Annotated in this window: 20 protein-coding genes; 10 read left to right on the forward strand and 10 right to left on the reverse strand. The window is 64.7% G+C overall.

Annotated features, from left to right (window positions below; genetic code table 11):
* Positions 1-17 precede the first annotated feature (17 nt).
* Positions 18-494, forward strand: coding sequence for a MarR family transcriptional regulator (locus tag ABIC03_RS15395; RefSeq protein ID WP_275171395.1), 477 nt, complete (start codon positions 18-20; stop codon positions 492-494).
* On the opposite strand, the gene ABIC03_RS15400 is transcribed toward ABIC03_RS15395, so the two are convergent.
* From ABIC03_RS15400 to ABIC03_RS15410, 3 genes are all read right to left on the reverse strand, one after another.
* Positions 463-1719, reverse strand: coding sequence for an O-antigen ligase family protein (locus tag ABIC03_RS15400; RefSeq protein ID WP_354058925.1), 1257 nt, complete (start codon positions 1717-1719; stop codon positions 463-465). The two genes, ABIC03_RS15395 and ABIC03_RS15400, sit on opposite strands and share 32 nt — an antisense overlap.
* Positions 1720-1882: 163 nt before the next feature.
* Complete coding sequence (locus tag ABIC03_RS15405; RefSeq protein WP_354058926.1) at positions 1883-3433, reverse strand: undecaprenyl-phosphate glucose phosphotransferase; 1551 nt, start codon at positions 3431-3433, stop codon at positions 1883-1885.
* 119 nt (positions 3434-3552) lie between these two features.
* On the reverse strand, positions 3553-4686 hold the full coding sequence (locus ABIC03_RS15410; RefSeq protein ID WP_354058927.1) for a glycosyltransferase family 4 protein: 1134 nt from the start codon (positions 4684-4686) through the stop codon (positions 3553-3555).
* 203 nt (positions 4687-4889) lie between these two features.
* On the opposite strand from ABIC03_RS15410, the gene ABIC03_RS15415 reads away from it, so the two are divergent.
* Positions 4890-7166 carry a GumC family protein gene (locus ABIC03_RS15415; protein ID WP_354058928.1) on the forward strand — a complete coding sequence of 759 codons (2277 nt, stop codon included), beginning with the start codon at positions 4890-4892 and terminating at the stop codon, positions 7164-7166.
* Positions 7167-7177: 11 nt separating this feature from the next.
* Here ABIC03_RS15415 and ABIC03_RS15420 read toward each other — a convergent pair whose 3' ends face one another.
* On the reverse strand, positions 7178-8359 hold the full coding sequence (locus tag ABIC03_RS15420; protein WP_354058929.1) for a GNAT family N-acetyltransferase: 1182 nt from the start codon (positions 8357-8359) through the stop codon (positions 7178-7180).
* A 125-nt stretch (positions 8360-8484) separates the two neighbouring features.
* Here ABIC03_RS15420 and ABIC03_RS15425 point away from each other — a divergent pair, with 125 nt between their 5' ends.
* Positions 8485-9528, forward strand: coding sequence for a polysaccharide deacetylase family protein (locus ABIC03_RS15425; RefSeq protein ID WP_354058930.1), 1044 nt, complete (start codon positions 8485-8487; stop codon positions 9526-9528).
* Positions 9529-9549: 21 nt separating this feature from the next.
* On the opposite strand, the gene ABIC03_RS15430 is transcribed toward ABIC03_RS15425, so the two are convergent.
* Positions 9550-9771: a DUF2842 domain-containing protein gene (locus tag ABIC03_RS15430; RefSeq protein WP_007603477.1), complete on the reverse strand. Its 222-nt coding sequence runs from the start codon at positions 9769-9771 to the stop codon at positions 9550-9552.
* 93 nt (positions 9772-9864) lie between these two features.
* Here ABIC03_RS15430 and ABIC03_RS15435 point away from each other — a divergent pair, with 93 nt between their 5' ends.
* Positions 9865-10947, forward strand: coding sequence for a COX15/CtaA family protein (locus ABIC03_RS15435; RefSeq protein ID WP_354058931.1), 1083 nt, complete (start codon positions 9865-9867; stop codon positions 10945-10947).
* Positions 10948-10960: 13 nt separating this feature from the next.
* Here ABIC03_RS15435 and ABIC03_RS15440 read toward each other — a convergent pair whose 3' ends face one another.
* From ABIC03_RS15440 to ABIC03_RS15455, 4 genes are all read right to left on the reverse strand, one after another.
* Entirely contained in the window at positions 10961-11305 is a 345-nt protein-coding gene (locus ABIC03_RS15440) for a hypothetical protein (RefSeq protein WP_247289433.1), read from the reverse strand.
* Positions 11306-11501: 196 nt separating this feature from the next.
* Entirely contained in the window at positions 11502-12782 is a 1281-nt protein-coding gene (locus ABIC03_RS15445) for an O-acetylhomoserine aminocarboxypropyltransferase (RefSeq protein ID WP_027567230.1), read from the reverse strand.
* A 138-nt stretch (positions 12783-12920) separates the two neighbouring features.
* A complete protein-coding gene (locus tag ABIC03_RS15450; RefSeq protein WP_275171347.1) occupies positions 12921-13505 on the reverse strand; it encodes a CoA-binding protein in 585 nt (194 codons plus the stop codon).
* Between the two features lie 118 nt (positions 13506-13623).
* Positions 13624-14448: an enoyl-CoA hydratase gene (locus tag ABIC03_RS15455; protein WP_354058932.1), complete on the reverse strand. Its 825-nt coding sequence runs from the start codon at positions 14446-14448 to the stop codon at positions 13624-13626.
* Positions 14449-14534: 86 nt separating this feature from the next.
* On the opposite strand from ABIC03_RS15455, the gene ABIC03_RS15460 reads away from it, so the two are divergent.
* From ABIC03_RS15460 to ABIC03_RS15485, 6 genes are all read left to right on the forward strand, one after another.
* Positions 14535-14963, forward strand: a complete 429-nt coding sequence (locus tag ABIC03_RS15460; protein ID WP_007603483.1) for a PaaI family thioesterase — start codon at positions 14535-14537, stop codon at positions 14961-14963.
* A 158-nt stretch (positions 14964-15121) separates the two neighbouring features.
* Positions 15122-15586: a 50S ribosomal protein L13 gene (gene rplM, locus ABIC03_RS15465; protein WP_007611024.1), complete on the forward strand. Its 465-nt coding sequence runs from the start codon at positions 15122-15124 to the stop codon at positions 15584-15586.
* Between the two features lies 1 nt (position 15587).
* Positions 15588-16067, forward strand: a complete 480-nt coding sequence (gene rpsI, locus ABIC03_RS15470; protein ID WP_007611021.1) for a 30S ribosomal protein S9 — start codon at positions 15588-15590, stop codon at positions 16065-16067.
* 229 nt (positions 16068-16296) lie between these two features.
* Entirely contained in the window at positions 16297-17529 is a 1233-nt protein-coding gene (locus ABIC03_RS15475; RefSeq protein WP_275171343.1) for a GGDEF domain-containing protein, read from the forward strand.
* Between the two features lie 57 nt (positions 17530-17586).
* Positions 17587-17823, forward strand: coding sequence for a hypothetical protein (locus ABIC03_RS15480; RefSeq protein ID WP_275171342.1), 237 nt, complete (start codon positions 17587-17589; stop codon positions 17821-17823).
* Positions 17824-17925: 102 nt separating this feature from the next.
* The gene (locus ABIC03_RS15485) at positions 17926-18222 is read left to right on the forward strand and encodes an antibiotic biosynthesis monooxygenase family protein (protein WP_275171341.1); all 297 of its coding nucleotides are present in this window, start codon (positions 17926-17928) and stop codon (positions 18220-18222) included.
* 6 nt (positions 18223-18228) lie between these two features.
* Here the strand turns inward: ABIC03_RS15485 and ABIC03_RS15490 are convergent, their stop codons facing one another.
* Entirely contained in the window at positions 18229-19359 is a 1131-nt protein-coding gene (locus tag ABIC03_RS15490) for an AI-2E family transporter (RefSeq protein ID WP_275171340.1), read from the reverse strand.
* Between the last annotated feature and the right edge of the window lie 199 nt (positions 19360-19558).

Consider the following 19558-nt stretch of genomic DNA (forward strand, 5'->3'; position numbering starts at 1 on the left):
GGGAGCTCGAGGAGGCGATGCGCAGGTCGTCCGCGCAGGGCGTGCTCTACGGCCAGACCGTTGCGAACGTTGCCGGAATTGCCAATTCCGACCTCGAATGCATGGACATTCTGTATCTCGAAGGCCGCGTCACCGCCGGTCGGCTCGCCGAAGTCACGGGGCTCACGACGGGGGCCATTACGGGCGTGGTCGACCGGCTCGAAAAGGCCGGCCTGGTGCGCCGCGAGCGGGATGAAAACGACCGGCGCAAGGTTTTCATTGCCGTCGTACCGGAAGCAGCCATGAAGATCGGCCAGTTCTACGTGCCGATGCAACGGGCAATGGAGAAGGTGTTCAACACCTATTCCGACGAGGAACTACGCCTGCTGCTGCGTTTCGCGACCGAGGGCTACAAGGGTGTGCTCGCGGCAACCGCGGCGCTGAAGGGTCTGCTCGATACGCCGCCGGAAAAGCGTCCCACTCTCAAGCTGAAGAAGCTTCGTCGCGAGCCCTAGCCTTGTAGATCTGCGCAGCCGCGATCATGCCCCACATCGCGCCCAGCATCATCCAGAAATGCCGCCAGTGGTCGGTGTCGATCACGAAGCTTTCGCCGACGGTGCCGACGAAGGCGGAGAACACGGCGAGATAAGCGCGCTGCCAGGGCACCGGCACGAAGATGTGCCTGACACCCATGATGACGGTCGTGAAGACCAGCGCTGGATAGCAGATGCCGGACAGCCAGCCGCCGGACATGAAGGCGTTGAGATAGGAATTGTGGGTGTCCTCGGGGAAGAAGCGGTGGAATTGCAGAGGGCCGATGCCGAACGGCAGGTCGAGCGCCATCTCCGCTCCCAGGATGTGCCGGCCGAACCGGCCGAAGCGGCCTTCGTCATAGCTCTGGTCGAAGCTCGCGCGCTGCTTGAACATCTCGGCGGTGGAATCGAACGACATCAACACCGCGATCAGCGCGAGGCCCAGCACCGCGGCCAGGATCGCCATGACGATGATGCGCGAGCGCTGAGCGTTGGTGCGGCTGGTCAGCACCATCAGCGCCAGCATGAAGGCGGATGTCAGCACCAGCCCGCCCCAGGCGGCGCGGGAGAACGCGAGCAGGATCGCCAGTGACATGATGCCGAAGGCGATGACGTTGCGGAAGGCCTTGCCGGCCTTGTCGGAAACCACGCTCTGCAGCGAGAACAGTGCCGGCAGGATCAGGAAGGCGCCGAGCACGTTCGGATCCTTGAAGGTGCCGCGCGCGCGCCCGTACAGTGTGAGGAGGTCGTCGCCGCCGGGAACCAGATGGAAGTAGCCGGCAACGGCGGACAGCGAGGCGACCATCGCGCCGACCACGAGCCCGCGGCGCAGCATGTCGAGCCGGGCCGCGGTGTCCTCCGACGTGACCATGGCGAAGAACACCACCGTCACCGCCATGTACCAGGAGGTCGCGATCCAGCTGACCACCTCGGACTGTTCGAACAGCGGGATCGCGCTGATCGTGTAGCCGATATTGAGCAGGCTCAGCATCAGCAGCAGCGGCATCAAAGCAAGCCGCAGGCGCAGGCCGGTGGCGAAGAAGGTGACGGTGGCCAGCAACGTCACGATCTCGTAGGGGCTCGGTTCGATGAAGACGATCGCGCCGGAGGCGCCGACCAGCCATACCAGCGCGCGCTGGAGGGCCAGCACGCCGGGCGCAGCGCGAACCGCTGCATTCATCTCCCCGGCTGTTGCCGCATACGCCATCACACGCTCATACGTTTACGCAACTGGTACGCCCACAAATCCCGCTGTCATCGCCCGGCTTGACCGGGCGATCCAGTACTCCGCGGCGTCTATTGCGCAGTCGGCTGGCGCCGCGGAGTACTGGATGCCCCGCTTTCGCGGGGCATGACGGAGGATCCACAACTCAATACGCGTTCTCGTTCTTGGTCAGCAGCGAGATCGGCGTCTTCAGCAGAATGACGAGATCGAACAGCACCGACCAGTTCTCGATGTAATAGAGGTCGAACTCGACGCGTTTCTGGATCTTCTCTTCATTGTCGATCTCGCCGCGCCAGCCGTTGATCTGGGCCCAGCCGGTGATGCCGGGCTTGACCCGGTGGCGGGCGAAATAGCCGTCGACGGCTTCGTCGAACAGGCGGCTCTGCAGCTTGCCCTGCACCGCATGTGGACGCGGCCCGACCAAGGAGAGATCGCCGGAAAAGACCACGTTGAAGAGCTGCGGCAGCTCGTCGAGGCTGGTCTTGCGGATGAAGCGGCCGACGCGGGTGACGCGCGAGTCGTTCTTGGTCACGACCTTCGAGGCGGTCGGATCAGCCTGATGATGGTACATCGAGCGGAACTTGTAGACATCGATGCGCTCGTTGTTGAAGCCGAAGCGCTTTTGGCGGAACAGCACGGGGCCGGGGCTGTCGAGCTTCACGGCCAGCGCCACCAATCCCATCACCGGCAAGGCCACGAGCAGCGCGAGGGCGCCGACGACGCGGTCGAACAGCCATTTCATCACCAGGTCCCAGTCGGTGATCGGCGCCTCGAACACGTCCAGCGTCGGCACCTCGCCGATATAGGAATAGGAGCGGGGGCGGAAGCGCAGCTTGTTGGTGTGTGCGGAGAGGCGGATATCCACCGGCAGCACCCAAAGCTTCTTCAGCATCTCCAGGATACGCGTCTCGGCGGAGATCGGCAGAGCGAACAGCACGAGATCGACGCGGGTGCGGCGGGCGAACTCGACGATGTCGTCGACCTTGCCGAGCTTGCGCGCGCCGGCACAGGTGTCGAGCGCGCGGCTGTCGTTGCGGTCGTCGAACACGCCGAGCACGTGGATGTCGGAATCCTCCTGCTCCTTCAGCGCCTCGACCAATTGCTCGCCGTTGCGGTCGGAGCCGACGATGATGGTGCGGCGGTCGAGCCGGCCCTCGCGCCCCCAGGCGCGCACCAGCGAGCGCAGCACCAGACGCTCGCAGAGGAGCGCGGCGAGCCCAAGGACGTAGAAGGCCGCAAGCCACAGCCGCGATATTTCGCTGCCGAACTTGGCGAAGAAGGAGATGCCGATGAACAGCAGGAAGACGAACGACCAGGACGAGATCATCCGCGTCATCTGCCGGAGCTGACCGCGGAACAGCTGCACCTGATAGATGTCGGCGGCCTGGAAGCAGACCACGGCGGACACCGCGGCGGCGATGATCTGCGCGGGATAGATCCAGCTGAAGGAGCCGGCGTGCGGCATGACATAGCCGAGATAGAGTGCGATGCCGACGAGGCTCAGCAGTGCGAAATCGGCGAGGCGTACGAAGCCGGTGATCACGATCGGTGAATAGGCGCGGGCGACCTTCTGGCTGACGACGTCGAGCGCGGCGGGCGAGAGCCGCTGACGGCGCTCCACAAAGGGCCGGTCAGCCGGCTTCGCCGCGGCGCTGGTCGCGGCATCGAGCATCGAGCGTGCGTTGAGCGGTTCCACGGGCGTCCACGTCCATTCCAAAAACCCGCGGGGCGCAACCTTGCGCCCCGGGCGAGCATCCCCTGGGTCTCGGATTATCGGACAAATCGGAAGATTCTCTAAAGCGGCCTTAAGGATGGTTAATGATTGGCAAATGCGTCGCGATAGCCCGCGAGCACTCCGTCGACCATCGCCTGCTGGGAGAAATGCGCGGAGATGCGCTCGCGAAGGGACGAGGCGCGCTGCGCTGTTCCCAGCGGATTGTCCAGCGCGGCCGCAATCGCCTCCGCCATGGCTTCCGCGTTGCTCGGCGCAAACAGCGCCGGGTTCTCCGCGCCGAAAATCTCGGGAATGCCACCGATCTTGGACGCAATCATCGGAATGCCGGCGGCACCGGCCTCGATCACGACATAGGGCATGGAATCGCCACGCGAGGGAACGACCAGCAGCCGCCCCTTGGAGAAGCCGTAGCGTGCCTTGACGTGACCGATGAAGCGGATGGCACCGGAGAGGCCGAGCCTCTCGACCTGCGCTTTCAGCGCCGCGGTCTCCTCGCCGTCGCCGCCGAGCGTCAGCGTGACCTTCTTGCCGCCCTCGTGCAGGCGCGCCACCGCTTCGACCAGCAGATCGGCGCCCTTGATGTGCCTGAACTCACCGACATAGGCGAGGTCGGTAGCGTCGTCGGCGATGACGACAGGTTCGAATTCCTCCGGCGTCACGCCGTTGAAGACGCAATGCACCACGCCCTTCGGCTTCCCGACGATGCGCTGATAGGTGTCGCGGGCAAACGCGCTTTCGAACAGAAACAGATCGGTCGCGTCCATCAGCGTACGCTCGAGCCGCGCGTAAAACTCGCCCTTGAGGGTGTTGAGGGGATAATGCAACGAGCCGCCATGCGGGGTGTAGATGCGGATGGTGTCGTCGGATCGTCGCCGCATGCGGATGAAGGCGCCGGCCTTGGCGCCGTGGCCATGCATGACGTCGGGCTTGAGCGTGGCGATCAGGCGCCGCAAGCGGAACCAGACCAGGACATCGTCGGGCGACGGTTCGCGGCGGATCGCCATCCGGTGCACGCCGAGTTTCAGCCGCGGTGCGAGTTCGGCAAGGGCCTTGTCGGCGCGTTCACCGCCGGTGAGACTGTCGGCGAGGATGCCGACATGATGGCCACGATCGACCTGGCCGTTGGCGACGTCGAGGATGTGGCGGAAGATTCCACCGACCGGAGCGCGTACGGCGTGCAGGATGCGAAGCGGCTGGTCGGGAGAGGGGGGCATGATCAAAACCAGCGCTCGACGGCGAATGCTCGAACAATCTCACGAAATATCGAGACGGATTAAGAGCCCTCGTGGTTAACAAACGGTGACGGAGGTGCACGCGCGAGCTGCTGCACGCCGCGATTAACCCAGCGGCAACCTTAATGGAGTGTAATCGCCCCGGTTGAGGTAGGTTCGTGGCGTTGCGCCTGCGGGAGTGTTCGATGCGTTTAGCGTTCTGGCGTGCCGGCAAGGACAAGGCGGTGGTCGAGCGGGCTGTCTCGAAGGCCGCAGCCAAGCGGGCCGAACTCGAGCCCCGGTTTGAAGCAAAGCCTGCGCCGGTTGCTCCGCGGCCCGCGCCAATCGAATCCGGCGACATCGACCTGCACGCGCTCGGCGCGGCATTGGCGCGCAAGCGCGGCTGGATCATCGTGCCGACGGTGCTGGCGCTCGTCGCATCCGTCGCGATCGTCAATCTCATCACGCCGCGCTACAAGTCTGAATCCCGCATCCTGATCGACGGCCGCGAGAACGTGTTTCTGCGCCCCAACAGCGACCGCGCCGAGGAGCGGCAAGCGCTCGATGCCGAAGCCGTCACCAGCCAGGTGCAGCTCGTGCTGTCGCGCGATCTCGCGCGCGAGATCATCAAGAAGAACAAGCTTGCGGAGCGGCCCGAGTTCGACCCTGTGCTGCAAGGCATTTCGCCGCTGAAGTCGCTTGCGGCGCTGGTCGGCATCGGCCGCGATCCGTTCTCGATGACGCCGGAAGAGCGCGTGCTCGACGCCTATTACGAGCGCCTCCAGGCCTACGCCGTCGACAAGTCGCGCGTGATCGTGATCGAATTCCAGTCTGCCGATCCCGATCTCGCCGTGCGCGTCGCCAATTCGATCGCCGACGGCTATCTCGTGCTCCAGCAGGATGCGCGTCAGGATCAGGCCCGAAACGCCAGCCAGTGGTATGCCGGCAGGATCGACGAGTTGCGACGGAACGTCTCCGAGGCCGAAGCGAAGGCCGAGGACTTCCGCTCCAAGTCGAGCCTGTTCGTCGGCACCAACAACACGACGTTGTCGAACCAGCAGATGGGCGAGGTCAACACCCAGCTCAACAATGCACGCGCGCTCAAGGCCGATGCGGAGTCGAAAGCCCGCCTGATCCGCGAGATGATCCAGAGCGGCAAACCGATCGAGTCGTCGGAAATTTTGAACTCGGAATCGATGCGCACGCCTTCGCAGCAGCGCGTGGCGTTGCGGGCGCAGCTGGCCGAGCAATCGTCGACGTTGCTCGGCAACCATCCGCGCATCAAGGAATTGAAGGCGCAGCTCGCCGACCTCGACACCCAGATCCGCGACGAGGCCGCCAAGCTTGCCCGCACGCTCGAAAACGATGCGCGTGCCGCCAGCGGGCGCGTCCAGGAATTGTCGGTGAGCCTCGAGCAGCTCAAGAAGCAGGCGACGGCCACCAACGGCCAGGACGTGCAGCTCCGCGCCCTCGAGCGTGAGGCCAAGGCCCAGCGCGACCTGCTCGAAACCTATCTCGCGAAGTACCGTGAAGCCAACACCCGCGAGACCATCGACACCGCGCCGACCGATGGCCGCATCATCTCGCGCGCCATCGTCTCGAACACGCCGGCCTATCCGAAGAAGCTGCCGATCGTGCTGATCGCGACGATCGCGACACTGCTGCTCTCGTCCGGCGTCGTCGTCACCGGAGAGTTGCTGCGCCAGACTGCACCCCGTGCGGTCGCGGTGTTCGCGCCAGCGCTGACGCGGACGTCGGCTCGCCAGGAGCAAATCGTCCAACCGGTGGTCGTCGAGCCCTTCGCCGATCCGGTCGTCGATCCGGTCATGGCAGAACCTGCGCCGCTGCAGCCGGAGATGACGGCTGACGCCGATGTCTCCGAATTCGCGGAGATCGAGCATCTGGCCCACAGCCTGCGCGCCGCCGGAACCATGGCGAAGAAAGTCACGGTACTGGGCACTGCGAGCGGCGAAGCCATCACGCTGTCGACGCTGACATTGGCCCGGCACCTGGCGCGCGACGCGCGGGTGGTCGTGGTCGATCTCGCCGCGTCCTCGCCGACCATGGCCGCCGTGTCCGTCGATGCCTCGGCCCCCGGTCTTGCCGAACTGATGCAGGGCGAGGCGTCGTTCGCGCAGATTATCACCCGGGACAAGCTCTCGCGGCTGCATCTGGTCATGGCCGGCCGTCCCGGCTTCGATCGCAGCCTGTTGCAGTCGCCCCGCGTGACGCTCGCGATCGACGCGCTGCTGCGCGCCTACGACCACGTGTTGCTCGATGCCGGCAGTGCCTCCGATCTTCCGGCCGAGCTCCTGACGGCGAATGCCCGCGCTGTCGTGGTGCCCGACGCCTCGATGACGCCGGATGCGCGCGCGCTGATGTGCGAGCAGCTCAGCGCCGTCGGCTTCAGCGAAGTGACGATGCTGAAAAGGTCCGTGCAGCCGTCGGATGCGAGAGACGCGCCGCGCGTCGTGGCGGCGTAGGCAAACGCGGATTACCCGAACGCTCGCCGCAGCCGCTGCGCCAGGTCGAACAGCATCTGGTTCTGTTTCACCAGCCGCTTGCCGTGGCTCAGCGAGGACATCGCCATCGCGGCGAGTTTTCCGCGTGACGTCAGCGGAACGAAGCTGTCGAAGATGTCCTGGTCGTCCTTGCAGAACATCCGCTTGTACTCGTCCGAGCCGATGCCGAGGTCGAGCGAGCGGTAGCCGCGCTCGGCGCAGCGGTCGATGATGTAGCGCATCAGGATCAGCCCGGGGCTGTAGCGGGCGTGCTCGGACATCGTGTAGGTGTTGAACATCATCGAGAAGCGCTGGCCGTCGGCGACGCCGGCGAAGATCGCGATCACCTCGTCGTCGCATTCGAGCGCATGGATGTCGATGACGCGGCCGTCACCGCGTGGCGCAAGGCAGGCGCTGCGGACGAATTGCTCGACGCCGGGCTCGGCGAAGACGTTGGGAAGCTTCTGTTCGGCCATCCGCGCCGGCTTGACGCGGAAGAACCAGTCGAGCAGGCGGGTGATGTCCGCGTCGGTGGTCGCCAAATGATAGCGATAGCCGGCGAGCGCCTGCAGCTTCTTCTCCTTGCTCTTGAGGCGGCGACGGAAGGAGTTGCTGATCCGCGATGCCGGCGGGCCGCCCGCTTCCATCGTGAGCAGCGGGCAGCCGTTGATCGCGCTCTGGCGCGGCAGATGCGCGAACGGGTTCTGCTGGTCGTTCCAGTGCAGCGGCTGCTGCGTCAGTGCGAGCACGTCGACATGTTCGCCGAGCGGCGCAAACAGCGCGTCGAGATCGCCGATGACGACCTGCGCTGCAAATTCGGCGTTCCACAGACCCATGTTGAAGGTCGTATGCTTGCCGCCCATGAAGCACGCGGTGCGCACGCCATGGTTCTGGCGCAGCGAGAGCGGCAGCAGCAGCAGCGGCTGATGCTCGGCGTCGCGGGCAACGACGATGAAAGGGCGGGCACGTTCGTGCTCGCCGACCAGACGCTGCCAGGGACTGAGCAGATCAAATCGCTGATAGGGCGTGAAGAGGTGACCAGGCTGCTCGAAGGCGCGCCAGACGGCCTCGGCCGCGCCGAGATCGGTCACGATATCGACATGCGCGATACGGCCCGCTTTCGACCGCGCTGGCAATTCTGCCGTCCGGCTTTGCATCGCCGCAGCCATGGTCATTCGCGAACCTGTCGAGAAATCAAAAATATGCGTAATTCGGCCTGTGGCCGACCTTTGCAAAGAAATGTCAACAAAGGGTAATGACTATAGGGGCGAACGGCCGCCGACGGGCGCGAGGTGGGATATTGGCATCCGACGACAGATGGCTGGAACGGCTGCGCCTCGAGCTGACCTGGTTCACAGGCCAGGCTGCGCTGCGCAGTCGCGGCGCCGGCGCCATCCTGCGCTTTGCGCATGTGCGGCCGCGGCGGCGCGGCGGGTTTCAGCCGTTGCGCGAGAACGAGATCACGCCGCATTTCCTCGATCGCGCCATTCGCGCGCTGAAGCGGTGGAACTATGATTTTCTCGGCATGGACGAGGTCTGCCGGCGCGCGGTCACGCTGTCGGAACACCGCCGCTTCGTGGCGCTCACCTTCGACGGTGCCGGCAAGGATCTGATCGAGTTTGCCTATCCGGTGCTGGCGCGCCACGCCGTGCCCTTCACGATCTATGTGCCCACGGCGTTTCCCGATGGCGTCGGAGAGGCGTGGTGGCTCGGACTCGAACAGGTGATCGCGCGCGAGAGCCGTGTCAGCCTGATGATGGGCGAGAAGGAACAGCGCTTCACTGTGACTGGCAACGCCGAGAAGCAGGCGTTGTTTTCGTTCGTCGAGGCCTGGCTGCGCTCGCTGCCGCCGGCCGATGTGTCGGCTGCGATCTCAGACCTCTGCACGCGCTACCGGGTCGACCTTGCCGCGCTCTCACGCGAAGCATCGATGAATTGGGAGGATCTGGCGAGGCTTGCGGCCGATCCGCTGGTGACGATCGGCAATGCGACCGTGAACTATCCCGTGCTCGCCAACATGAAGGATGCGGCCGCGCTGCGCGAGATGACGATGGGCAAGGCGGTGGCGGAGGCGGCCTTCGCTCGCGACATCCGGCATCTCGCCTTTCCGTTCGGCGATCGCGCCTCGTTCCGGCGCAGCCATGTCATCATGGCGGAGGAGGCCGGCTTCGCCAGCGCGGTGACGACGATCCCGGGCGTGGTGGACGCGGAGGGACGCACCAATCTGCGCGCGTTGCCGCGCATTCCCTGGGATGGCCGGGTGCGCTCGCTGCGCATGATGCGGGTGCTGGTGTCGGGGGTTGCTTTTGCGCCGGTGAAGCCGACCGGCACTGCCGCGAGCTAGCAGCGCTACGAACTGGAAGCGCTACGAACTCGATTTGGCCCGGTCGGGCCGCTGCATCCAGCTCACGATCGGCATCGCCGGCAGCACCCAGCCCATGCCGACCACCACGTAATAGATTGCCTGCCGCCAGCCGGACTCGGCGATCCACGGCATCTGCGCCAGCGCCATGCCGAGCAGGGCCCAGACGGTGGCGAGCACCAGGAGCAGGATGGTGCCGAGGAACTTGCGGGTGCGGATCGTCATGACGGAATATCGCGGCTTTCGCGTAACTTGCGCTGCGGGAGCGGGGGACTATAAGGGGCACGCAGTCCGGTTCAAGCTCTGGTTTTGCCTCGAATGACGACGATTTCCACCCCGTCCGAGCCGCATCGCGCCGTGCGCTGGTGGCTGATCGCAGTGGCTGCGCTGATCGCGCTGATGGTGCTGGTCGGCGGCGCGACGCGGCTGACGGAATCGGGGCTCTCGATCGTCGAATGGAAGCCGGTCACGGGCAGCGTTCCGCCACTCTCGGAAGCGCAGTGGACGGCGGCCTTCGAGGCCTACAAGACGATCCCGCAATATCGCGAGCTCAACGCGGGCATGAGCCTGTCCGAGTTCAAGGAGATCTTCTGGTGGGAATGGAGCCACCGGCTGCTCGGCCGTTTCATCGGCATCGCTTATCTTTTGCCGTTCCTGTTCTTCCTGTGGCGCGGCGGCCTGTCCGGTGAGTTGAAGCGGCGGTTGTGGCTGTTGTTCGGGCTCGGCGGGCTCCAGGGCGCGGTCGGCTGGTGGATGGTAGCCTCGGGGCTGTCTGAACGCGTCGAGGTGTCGCAATATCGGCTGGCGACACATCTTGTGCTCGCGCTCGTGATCTTCGCCGGCATCGTCTGGACGGTGCGGCGGCTCGCCGAGCGTCCGCCGATCGCAGCACCCTCGCGGCTGCGCTTCACGAGCGCCTTGCTCCTGGTCGTGACCTTCATCCAGATCTATTTCGGTGCGCTGGTTGCGGGCTTGCGCGCCGGCCGCGCCTACAACACCTGGCCGCAGATCGACGGCGCGTTCATTCCCTCAGGGGAGCGATTGTGGTTCGAGACGCCGTGGTGGCGCAACATGTTCGACAATGTGCTGACGGTGCAGTTCGAGCACCGCATGACGGCTTATGCGCTGTTCGCGCTGGCGGCGTTGCACGCGTTCGATGCGGTGCGCTCACGCGCGGGTTCTGCGGCAAGCGGCGCGCTCTTGCTGTTGGGCGCGGTAAGCCTGCAAGGAGTGCTCGGCATCCTCACGCTGCTCAACCAGGTGCCGATTGATCTCGCGCTCGCGCATCAGGCGGTCGCGATCGTGGTGCTGACGCTTGCGGTGATGCAGACAGAGCGGCTCGCTCCACGGCATTCAACCGAAGCGCAACCTCTCGCGGTTCCCGTCAGTCAGGCCGGCTGATCGGATCTGCTCTTCAGCAATAGCCGTAGATGCCGCACGAGTAGGGTAGGCGCCAGAAATAATCGACCTGCTTCCCGCCGTAATACGCGCCCTGGTAATCGTAGTCCCAGGGGCGGCCGTAATAGCCCGGCAGCGTATGGGAGCCGGGCAGCAGTGGCGTACCCGGCAAATTGCGGATGTAGCTGCCGATGCCGTAAGCCGGCGAGATCAGCGCGTCCGGATCGGTCTCGACATAGACCTGCGGCGGCTCCTGCGGCGGAGCGGCCGCACGCCGCCTCGGCGTGGCCGGCAAATCGGCAGCAATCGCAGCTGAGACCGTCAGCATCGCCGCAAGGGCAGGCACCATCCAGCGCAGCATCGTCGGCTCCGAATCAAAGGGGCGATCCAGTGACGATGTATGCGGCAGATATGGTTAATGACAGTTAACTGGCGGCGCCAAAACGGCTGCCGTCATTCCGGGGCGGTGCGAAGCACCGAACCCGGAATCTAGAGCTTATGATGCGACGTCGAGATTCCGGGTTCGCGCTGTCGCGCGCCCCGGAATGACGGTGATGCTACGCGCCCAGCGCCTGTTCCAGATCGGCGATCAAATCTTCCTTGTCCTCGATGCCGATCGAGAGCCGCACCACGTCGGGTCCGGCGCCGGACTTGACCTTGGCGGCGTCGTCGAGCTGGCTGTGCGTGGTCGAGGCCGGATGGATGACCAGCGAGCGGGTGTCGCCGACATTGGCCAGATGCGAGAACAGCTGCAACTTCGACACCAGGCTCACGCCGGCATCGTAGCCGCCTTTCAGGCTGAAGGTGAACACGGCGCCGGCGCCCTTCGGTGCGTATTTGCGCGCGAGCTGGTTGTACTTGTCGCTTGCAAGGCCCGCATAGTTCACCGCGGCCACCGCCGGATGGCCGGCGAGGAATTCGGCGACCGCCTTCGCATTGTCGCAGTGCTTCTGCATGCGCAGCGGCAATGTCTCGATGCCCGTGAGGATCATGAAGGCGTTGAACGGCGACAGCGCAGGTCCGAGGTCGCGTAGGCCGAGCACGCGGCAGGCGATCGCGAAGGCGAAATTGCCAAACGTCTCCTGGAGCCGGATGCCGTGATATTCGGGCCGCGGCTCCGAGAGCATTGGATATTTGCCGCCGGTCGACCAGTCGAAGGTGCCGGCATCGACGATGATGCCGCCGATCGAATTGCCGTGGCCGCCGAGAAACTTCGTCAGCGAGTGCACGACGATGTCGGCGCCGTGATCGATGGGGCGGATCAGATAGGGCGAGGCCAGCGTGTTGTCGACGATCAGCGGTACGCCCGCCTTGCGCGCCACCGTCGAGATCGCCTCGATGTCGGTGATGCTGCCGGCGGGATTGGCGATGGACTCGATGAAGATCGCTTTCGTGCGCGGCGTGACCGCGCGTTCGAAGCTCGCGATGTCGTCGGGATCGGCCCACACCACGTTCCAGCCGAAGCTCTTGAATGCGTGCGTGAACTGGTTGATCGAGCCGCCGTAGAGCTTTCGCGCCGCGATGAACTCGTCGCCGGGCTGGAGCAATTGCTGCAACACCACGACCTGCGCGGCATGGCCCGAGGCGACCGCAAGCGCGGCCGTACCGCCTTCGAGGGCCGCGACGCGCTCTTCCAGCACGGCGTTGGTGGGATTTCCGATGCGGGTATAGATGTTGCCGAACGCCTGCAGGCCGAACAGAGAGGCGGCGTGGTCGGCGTCGTTGAAGACGAACGACGTCGTTTGATAGATCGGAGTCGCGCGCGCACCGGTGGTGGGATCGGGCTGTGCACCGGCATGCACGGCGAGGGTCGAAAATCCCGGAAGGCGATCGCTCATTTAGGGCGTCCTGTTCTCGTGGTCTGAAATCGCGCGGCATGCTGATTGGCGCCGCGGCTGCCGTCAAGGCGCGGCTTCACATCAGAACGATCGTGCTACGCATTGTCGCGTTCGCGAAATGAAACCTTCGCAACTGCGTCAGCTTTGCTCGCTCTTGTTCTTGGCGGCGCGGTCCGATGCCGCGGTGTCGCCGCCGCCGACACTCATCCTGTTGAGGGATAAGCGCATGCCCTGCGTCGGCACCGGGGCGCGTTTGGAGCTCAGCGTGCGCGAATTGACGCCCATCCAGGAGATTTCCGACGACAGGCGGCCATATTCGATTTTGGGGCAGCGGTTCATCACCACCTTGATACCAACCGATTCCGCCTTCAGCGCCGCCGCATCGTCGCGCGCTCCCAACTGCATCCAGATCACCATCGGCAGCGGATCGAGCGTGAGGGCTTCCTCGACCACCGGCATGATGTGACTGGAGTTGCGGAAAATGTCGATCATGTCGACGGGACGGCCGATGTCGGACAGCGAGGCGACGAAGGGTTTTCCGAGCAGCTCCTTGCCGACATGGCCGGGATTGACCGGAATCATGTCGTAGCCGCGCTGGGCCAGATATTTGAACGCGAAATAGCTCGGCCGCACGTTGACGGGCGAGGCGCCGACCATCGCGATCGTTTTCACGTTGTTGAGGATGCCCCGGATGTAATTGTCGGGATAGGCGTCGTGGTTCATTGGCTCATCTTTTCGGGCTCATCTTCTTGCTGTCATTGCGAGGAGCGAAGCGACGAAGCAATCCAGTCTGTTTCCGAGGAGGGATTCTGGATTGCTTCGCTTTGCTCGCAATGACGAATTACTCGTCCCGCCAGGTCGGCGTGCGCTTCTCGATGAAAGCGCCGATGCCTTCCTCGGCGTCGCGCGCCATCATGTTCTCGGTCATCACCTCTGCCGCATAGCGATAGGCGTCTGCAAGGCTCATCTCGGCCTGGCGGTAGAACGCCTCCTTGCCGAGCTTGACGGTATAGGCGGATTTCAGCGCAACCTTTTCGGCGAGCGCAATGGCGGCGTCGCGCTCGGTGCCGGCGGCGACGACACGATTGACGAGCCCGATCTCGCGGGCGCGTGCGGCCGGGATCGGCTCGCCGGTCAGCAGCATCTCCATCGCCTGCTTGCGCGGCACGTTGCGCGAGAGCGCCACCATCGGCGTCGAGCAGAACAGACCGATGTCGACGCCGGGAGTGGCGAAGTGTGCTGCTTCCGAGGCGATCGCGAGATCGCAGCTTGCCACGAGTTGGCAGCCCGCGGCGGTCGCGATGCCCTGGACGGATGCGACCACGGGCTTGGGCAGGAGCACGATCGCCTGCATCATCGCGCTGCAGGCGGTCATCATCTCGGCGAAGAAGGCCCGGCCGCGATCCGGGTCGGTGCGGCGCGCGGTCAGCTCCTTCATGTCGTGGCCGGCGGAGAAGGCGGGACCGTTGGCCGCGATCACGACACCGCGGACGGCCTTGTCGTCGCGGATTTCGTTGAGCTCGGCATGCAGGCTTGCGATCATCGTCTCCGACAGGCTGTTGCGGGCAGCCGGGCGGTTGAGGGTCAGGACCGCGATGGGGCCTATGGTCTCGCGCAGCAGGATTGGCGATTGCGGGGAGGGGGCGCGGGCGGCCTGGACCGACATCAAAGCGTTTCCGGTTGGATTATTGCGATTGGATGACGCAGATAACTTAATGTAACAGGGGACGTGAAGCGAGGGTGAGGGGTAGCATGGCGTTAGCGAAAATGAGCGTGGCGGAGCTCGAGCAGTTCCTCCGCAACGAGTTTCCCCAGGCCTTCAGCGGCGACGACATCACGATCGAGAGCGCGGACGGTCAGGCCTGCCTTTTGCGTCAGCGCTATAGCGAAAAGATGCTGCGGCCGGGCGGAACCGTGTCCGGCCCGACCCTGATGGCGCTCGCCGATTTCGCGATGTACGTAGTGCTATTGTCCGCGATCGGGCCGATCGGGCTCGCCGTGACCACCAATCTCAACATCAACTTCCTGCGCAAGGGACAACCCGGGCAGGACGTGCTGGCGGAGGCGCGGCTGCTCAAGCTCGGCAAGCGCCTCGCAGTCGGCGAGGTGAAGCTGTTGTCCGGTACCTCGCCCGATCCGATTGCGCATGTCACCTCGACCTATTCCATTCCAAACGTTTGAGCTTTTTGCGGGTATCTCAATACCATAATTCTAAACCATTGATATTTAACATGTAAATTACGCCTTTGGGCATTGACCGCGGCGCCGCTGTTCTCTAGAAAACAGCCCAGTCCGGTGCGGTGTTCGCGCCGATGCTCCCCGTCCACGGAAACTCTGACATGAAAACCTTTTCGGCAAAGCCGGCTGAGGTGACGAAGAAGTGGGTATTGATCGACGCCAAGGGTCTGGTCGTCGGCCGTCTCGCCACCATCGTCGCCATGCGCCTGCGCGGCAAGCACCTCCCGACCTACACCCCGCACGTTGATTGCGGCGACAACATCATCATCATCAACGCGCAGTATGCGGTTCTCACCGGCCGCAAGCGCGAGCAGAAGACCTATTACAAGCACACCGGTTACGTCGGCCACGTCAAGGAGCGCACCGCGCGCCAGATCCTCGAGGGCAAGCATCCCGAGCGCGTGCTCGAGAAGGCCGTCGAGCGCATGATCCCGCGTGGTCCGCTCGGTCGCGTCCAGATGGGCAACCTCCGCGTCTATGGCGGCGCCGATCATCCGCACGAGGCTCAGACGCCCGAGAAGATCGACATCGCCAAGTTGAACCGCAAGAACACGAGGGCCGCATAACATGGCCGAATCCATCCAGTCGCTCGACCAGCTCTCGCAGCTCAAGACGGCGGCCGCGCCCGACGCGCCCAAGCACGAGAAGAAGGTCGACAAGTTCAACCGCGCCTACGCCACCGGCAAGCGCAAGGACGCGGTCGCCCGCGTCTGGATCAAGCCGGGCGCCGGCAAGGTCACGGTCAACTCGCGCGAAGTCGAGGTCTATTTCGCCCGTCCCGTGCTGCGCATGATGATCGAACAGCCGTTCTCCGTGGCCGCGCGGTCCGGCCAGTATGACGTGATCTGCACCGTCGCCGGCGGCGGTCTGTCCGGCCAGGCCGGTGCCGTCCGTCACGGCATCTCCAAGGCGCTGACCTATTTCGAGCCGGAGCTGCGCACCGTGCTCAAGAAGGGTGGCTTTCTCACCCGCGACTCCCGCGTGGTCGAGCGCAAGAAGTACGGCAAGGCCAAGGCCCGCCGGTCCTTCCAGTTCTCGAAGCGTTAATCGCTTCGGTCGCATTCGCCGCGAAAGCGGCTTCAATGAGATGCAAAAGGGCGCTGATTTCAGCGCCCTTTTTGCTGTTCGTTTGTATGCAAATTGATGGCGTGTTTCCTGAAAACTTGGGCTCGCATGAAAACCTGAATGGAACCCGCCGGACATAGCGTCGCATTTGGAAGGGCGCGCAAATCGGCTGAGCCGATCGCGTAACTGCTATGTCTAGAAGGGGGCCGACATGATGTCGCTCGATAGCATCACGCTCTATTTGGTTGCCACCATGGTCGCCGCACTGCTCGGCGCCATGATGGTGTTTTTCGGAAGGCAGGAGAACAGCGCCGCGCTGAAATGGTGGGGCACCGCGTATCTCCTCGGCGCCGCATCGGTCGCGCTCTGGACGGCGGCCGGTGACAGACTGGGGCCGCATCTTTACCTTGCGCTGAACGCGGTCGGCTTCGTCGCCTGCGGCATGGTGTGGAATGCGGCGCGTGTCTTCCATGGTCGCAAGCCGAACTGGCCGGGTCTCCTGGTCGGCGCGCTCGCCTGGGCCGCTGCCGCCACGCTGCTCGATCCCACCGCGTCCATGCTGCGCATGATCATCGGCGCCGGCATCGTCTCGGTCTATGCGGCGCTGACCGCGAGCGAGCTCTGGGTCGAGCGGCGCAAGAGCCTGCAACGGCGCTGGCCGGCCGTTGTGGTGCCGGTGATGCACGGCTGCGTCTTGATGCTGCCGATCCTGCTCGGCAGTTTCCTGCGCCCGAACGATGCCGGCTTCTCCACCAGCATCTGGGTCACCGTGTTCGCGGTCGAGCTCGTGCTCTATGCCGTCGGCACCGTGTTCGTGATCTTCATGCTGGTATCCGAGCGCACGGTCACCGCGCACCGGACCGCCGCGTCCACCGATCCGCTGACTGGCATGCTCAACCGCCGCGGCTTCTCGGAAGCCTGCGGACGCGTGATCGAGCGCGAAGCCAAGGCCGGCCGCCCCGTGACCGTGATGATCTTCGACATCGATCATTTCAAGTCGATCAACGACCGCTTCGGCCATCCCGCCGGCGACGAGATGCTGAAACTGTTCTCGACCGTCGTCGTCAGCAATCTGCGCATCAGCGACATGTCGGGTCGCATCGGCGGCGAGGAGTTCGCAGCCCTCCTGCCGTGTTCGCTCGAGGAAGGCGTGCTGGTCGCCGAGCGCGTGCGCGAGGCCTTCGAGACCTCCGGCGTCGTCGTCGACGAGGGCCCGGTCGACACCACCGTCAGTATCGGCGTGGCGGGCGGTCCGGCCGGCACCGAGCTCGAAGTGCTGCTGGCCTCGGCCGACACCGCGCTCTACCAGGCCAAGCGCGGCGGCCGTAATCGCGTCGAGGCGGCGGAGGAGCTGCCACTGTCGCTGGAGAATTGGCGCCGCCAGAGCGCCGCGCGGATCGGCGTGCCCAACGCGCAATCCAAAGCGCGGCCGGCGACCGCCTAGGTAAGGGAGGCCTCGCGGTAATCCCCTGTTTACCATTCGATCCCTACCATTGCGGACATGGAATCGATCCATCGACAGAACCCGCAAGCCGCCCTGATATCGCTCGAAGCCGCGGCGGTCTCGGCACGCGGCGGCTTCGCCTGCCTGTTCTCGACCGCTGACGAATACGAGAGCGCGCTGATCACCGAGCGCCGCGCCCAGGGGCGTTACACACAAGGCCGCAATTACTGGCCGCTGGCGCTGTTCGCCGGTTGTGCGCTGACGGTGGCGGGCACCGTTCTGCTGCTCGCCTGAGTGATCTGCATTTTTGGACCGGGCAGGGCGCCGTTTCGGCGCCTTTTTCTTTGGCGCGGGCTGCGGTAGACACGCCCATCGGACAAAAATGGGTGGAAACAGATGATCACCGAGATCGCGCAAATCGACGTCAAGCCGGGCAGCGAGAAGGACTTTGAGGCCGCCGTCACCAAGGCAAAGGCCGCTTTCGGTCGCTCCAAGGGTTTTCACGGTTTCGAGCTGCACAAGTCGATCGAGAAGCCGCAGCGCTATCGTCTGATGGTGAAGTGGGAGACGCTCGAGAACCATACCGTCGATTTTCGCGGCTCCGAGAATTTCGCCGAATGGCGCGGCCTCGTCGGCCAGTATTTTGCGGCACCCCCTGAGGTCGAGCACACCGAGACCGTGCTCACCACCTGAGGCGGCTCAGGCCGCCTCAGCCAGAGGCGGCGCTTCATACGTCTTGAAGTGGTCGATCATGACCTTGGCGATGGCGACCAGTGGCAGCGCCAGCGCCAGGCCCCAGATTCCGAACACGACGCCGAGCAGGATTTGGAACGCGAACAGCGTGGCCGGCGGAATGTCCAGTGCCTGCCGCTGAAGGATCGGCGTCAGCACATAGCTCTCCATCGCGTGCACGCCCATGAAGAGGAGAAAGGCCGACAGCGCCGGTATCCATCCCGAGGCGAGGCTCGCCAGCACGACCACGACGCCGGCTATGATGGCGCCGACGGTCGGGATGAAGGCGAGCAGGCCCGCCTGAATCCCCAGGATGAACGAGCCTGGAATGCCGATGACGGCGAGACCGATCCAGGTCACCACGCCGACCGCAAGCATCACGACGATCTGCGCGATCAGCCAGCGCTCCAGCGTCTCGCCGATTCGGTCGATGATCTGGGCTACGCGAGTACGATGTCTCGCCGGCGCGAGAAATAACAGGCCGTCGTGATAGACGCTGGGCTGGGCGGCGAAGGCGAGCCCCAGGAACAGCACGATGAAGATGTTGCCGACCGCGCTGATGGTGCCGAGCAGCAGCTTGAAGGTCTGGCTCACGATCGCGCCGCCGCTCGAAGCCAGCGCACCCGCGCCCGGCAATCCGCCGTGCGAGCCCGAGTTCGGCGCGGGTGCCGGCGCCGCATCGCTGGCGGTGGGTGCGGCATTGCCGAGATCGAAGAAGCTGGTGTCGATGCCATGGTTTTCGAGGAAGGATCGGACGTTGGTGATCTGCGACTTGATCGTCTTGCTCAGCAGCGAGGCCTGCTCGGCAATGGTGGCGCCGCCGAGATAGGCAACACCTGCGAGCATCACCGCCAGCGCGGCACAGACGATGGCGAGCCGCACCGCGTGGGGCAAGTGCACGCGGCGGCCAAGCGCGTTGGTCAGCGCGTTCAGGCCAACGCCGAGCAGCATTCCGGTGAAGATCAGGAGCAGGGTAGCGGCAAAATACCAGGTGAAGACCAGCATTGCCGTGAACAGCACGATGCCAATGCCCCCGACCGAGATCGCCCAGGCCAGATCGCCGCGGGTCCGGCGCCGTTCATCTGCGGGAATGGTCAAGTCGCATCCTCTTTCTGGCCTTCCGGCCCCACCGTGGATTGTCTGCCGGCACAGGTGACCGAGCGGGGCAGTCTAGAGCCAAGCGGTCTCGTGGAACCAGAGTTAAGCAGCCCCGCACCATCTCGGGGGATGCGACAAAGCGTGGCCAAGACGGTTTCTCCGCGAACCGGCAATCAACTTGGGCGTGAGCCGAATCCCG

Origin of the sequence: Bradyrhizobium sp. RT6a (assembly GCF_040547675.1) — a bacterium.
GTDB lineage: Bacteria > Pseudomonadota > Alphaproteobacteria > Rhizobiales > Xanthobacteraceae > Bradyrhizobium.

Coding starts and splice junctions, on each gene's coding strand:
- ABIC03_RS15395 (WP_275171395.1), top strand. CDS start 18: ATGCGCAGGTCGTCCGCGCAGGGCGTGCTCTACGGCCAGACCGTTGCG.
- ABIC03_RS15400 (WP_354058925.1), bottom strand. CDS start 1,719: ATGGCGTATGCGGCAACAGCCGGGGAGATGAATGCAGCGGTTCGCGCT.
- ABIC03_RS15410 (WP_354058927.1), bottom strand. CDS start 4,686: ATGCCCCCCTCTCCCGACCAGCCGCTTCGCATCCTGCACGCCGTACGC.
- ABIC03_RS15415 (WP_354058928.1), top strand. CDS start 4,890: ATGCGTTTAGCGTTCTGGCGTGCCGGCAAGGACAAGGCGGTGGTCGAG.
- ABIC03_RS15420 (WP_354058929.1), bottom strand. CDS start 8,359: ATGACCATGGCTGCGGCGATGCAAAGCCGGACGGCAGAATTGCCAGCG.
- ABIC03_RS15430 (WP_007603477.1), bottom strand. CDS start 9,771: ATGACGATCCGCACCCGCAAGTTCCTCGGCACCATCCTGCTCCTGGTG.
- ABIC03_RS15435 (WP_354058931.1), top strand. CDS start 9,865: ATGACGACGATTTCCACCCCGTCCGAGCCGCATCGCGCCGTGCGCTGG.
- ABIC03_RS15440 (WP_247289433.1), bottom strand. CDS start 11,305: ATGCTGCGCTGGATGGTGCCTGCCCTTGCGGCGATGCTGACGGTCTCA.
- ABIC03_RS15445 (WP_027567230.1), bottom strand. CDS start 12,782: ATGAGCGATCGCCTTCCGGGATTTTCGACCCTCGCCGTGCATGCCGGT.
- ABIC03_RS15450 (WP_275171347.1), bottom strand. CDS start 13,505: ATGAACCACGACGCCTATCCCGACAATTACATCCGGGGCATCCTCAAC.
- ABIC03_RS15455 (WP_354058932.1), bottom strand. CDS start 14,448: ATGTCGGTCCAGGCCGCCCGCGCCCCCTCCCCGCAATCGCCAATCCTG.
- ABIC03_RS15460 (WP_007603483.1), top strand. CDS start 14,535: ATGGCGTTAGCGAAAATGAGCGTGGCGGAGCTCGAGCAGTTCCTCCGC.
- rplM (WP_007611024.1), top strand. CDS start 15,122: ATGAAAACCTTTTCGGCAAAGCCGGCTGAGGTGACGAAGAAGTGGGTA.
- rpsI (WP_007611021.1), top strand. CDS start 15,588: ATGGCCGAATCCATCCAGTCGCTCGACCAGCTCTCGCAGCTCAAGACG.
- ABIC03_RS15475 (WP_275171343.1), top strand. CDS start 16,297: ATGATGTCGCTCGATAGCATCACGCTCTATTTGGTTGCCACCATGGTC.
- ABIC03_RS15480 (WP_275171342.1), top strand. CDS start 17,587: ATGGAATCGATCCATCGACAGAACCCGCAAGCCGCCCTGATATCGCTC.
- ABIC03_RS15485 (WP_275171341.1), top strand. CDS start 17,926: ATGATCACCGAGATCGCGCAAATCGACGTCAAGCCGGGCAGCGAGAAG.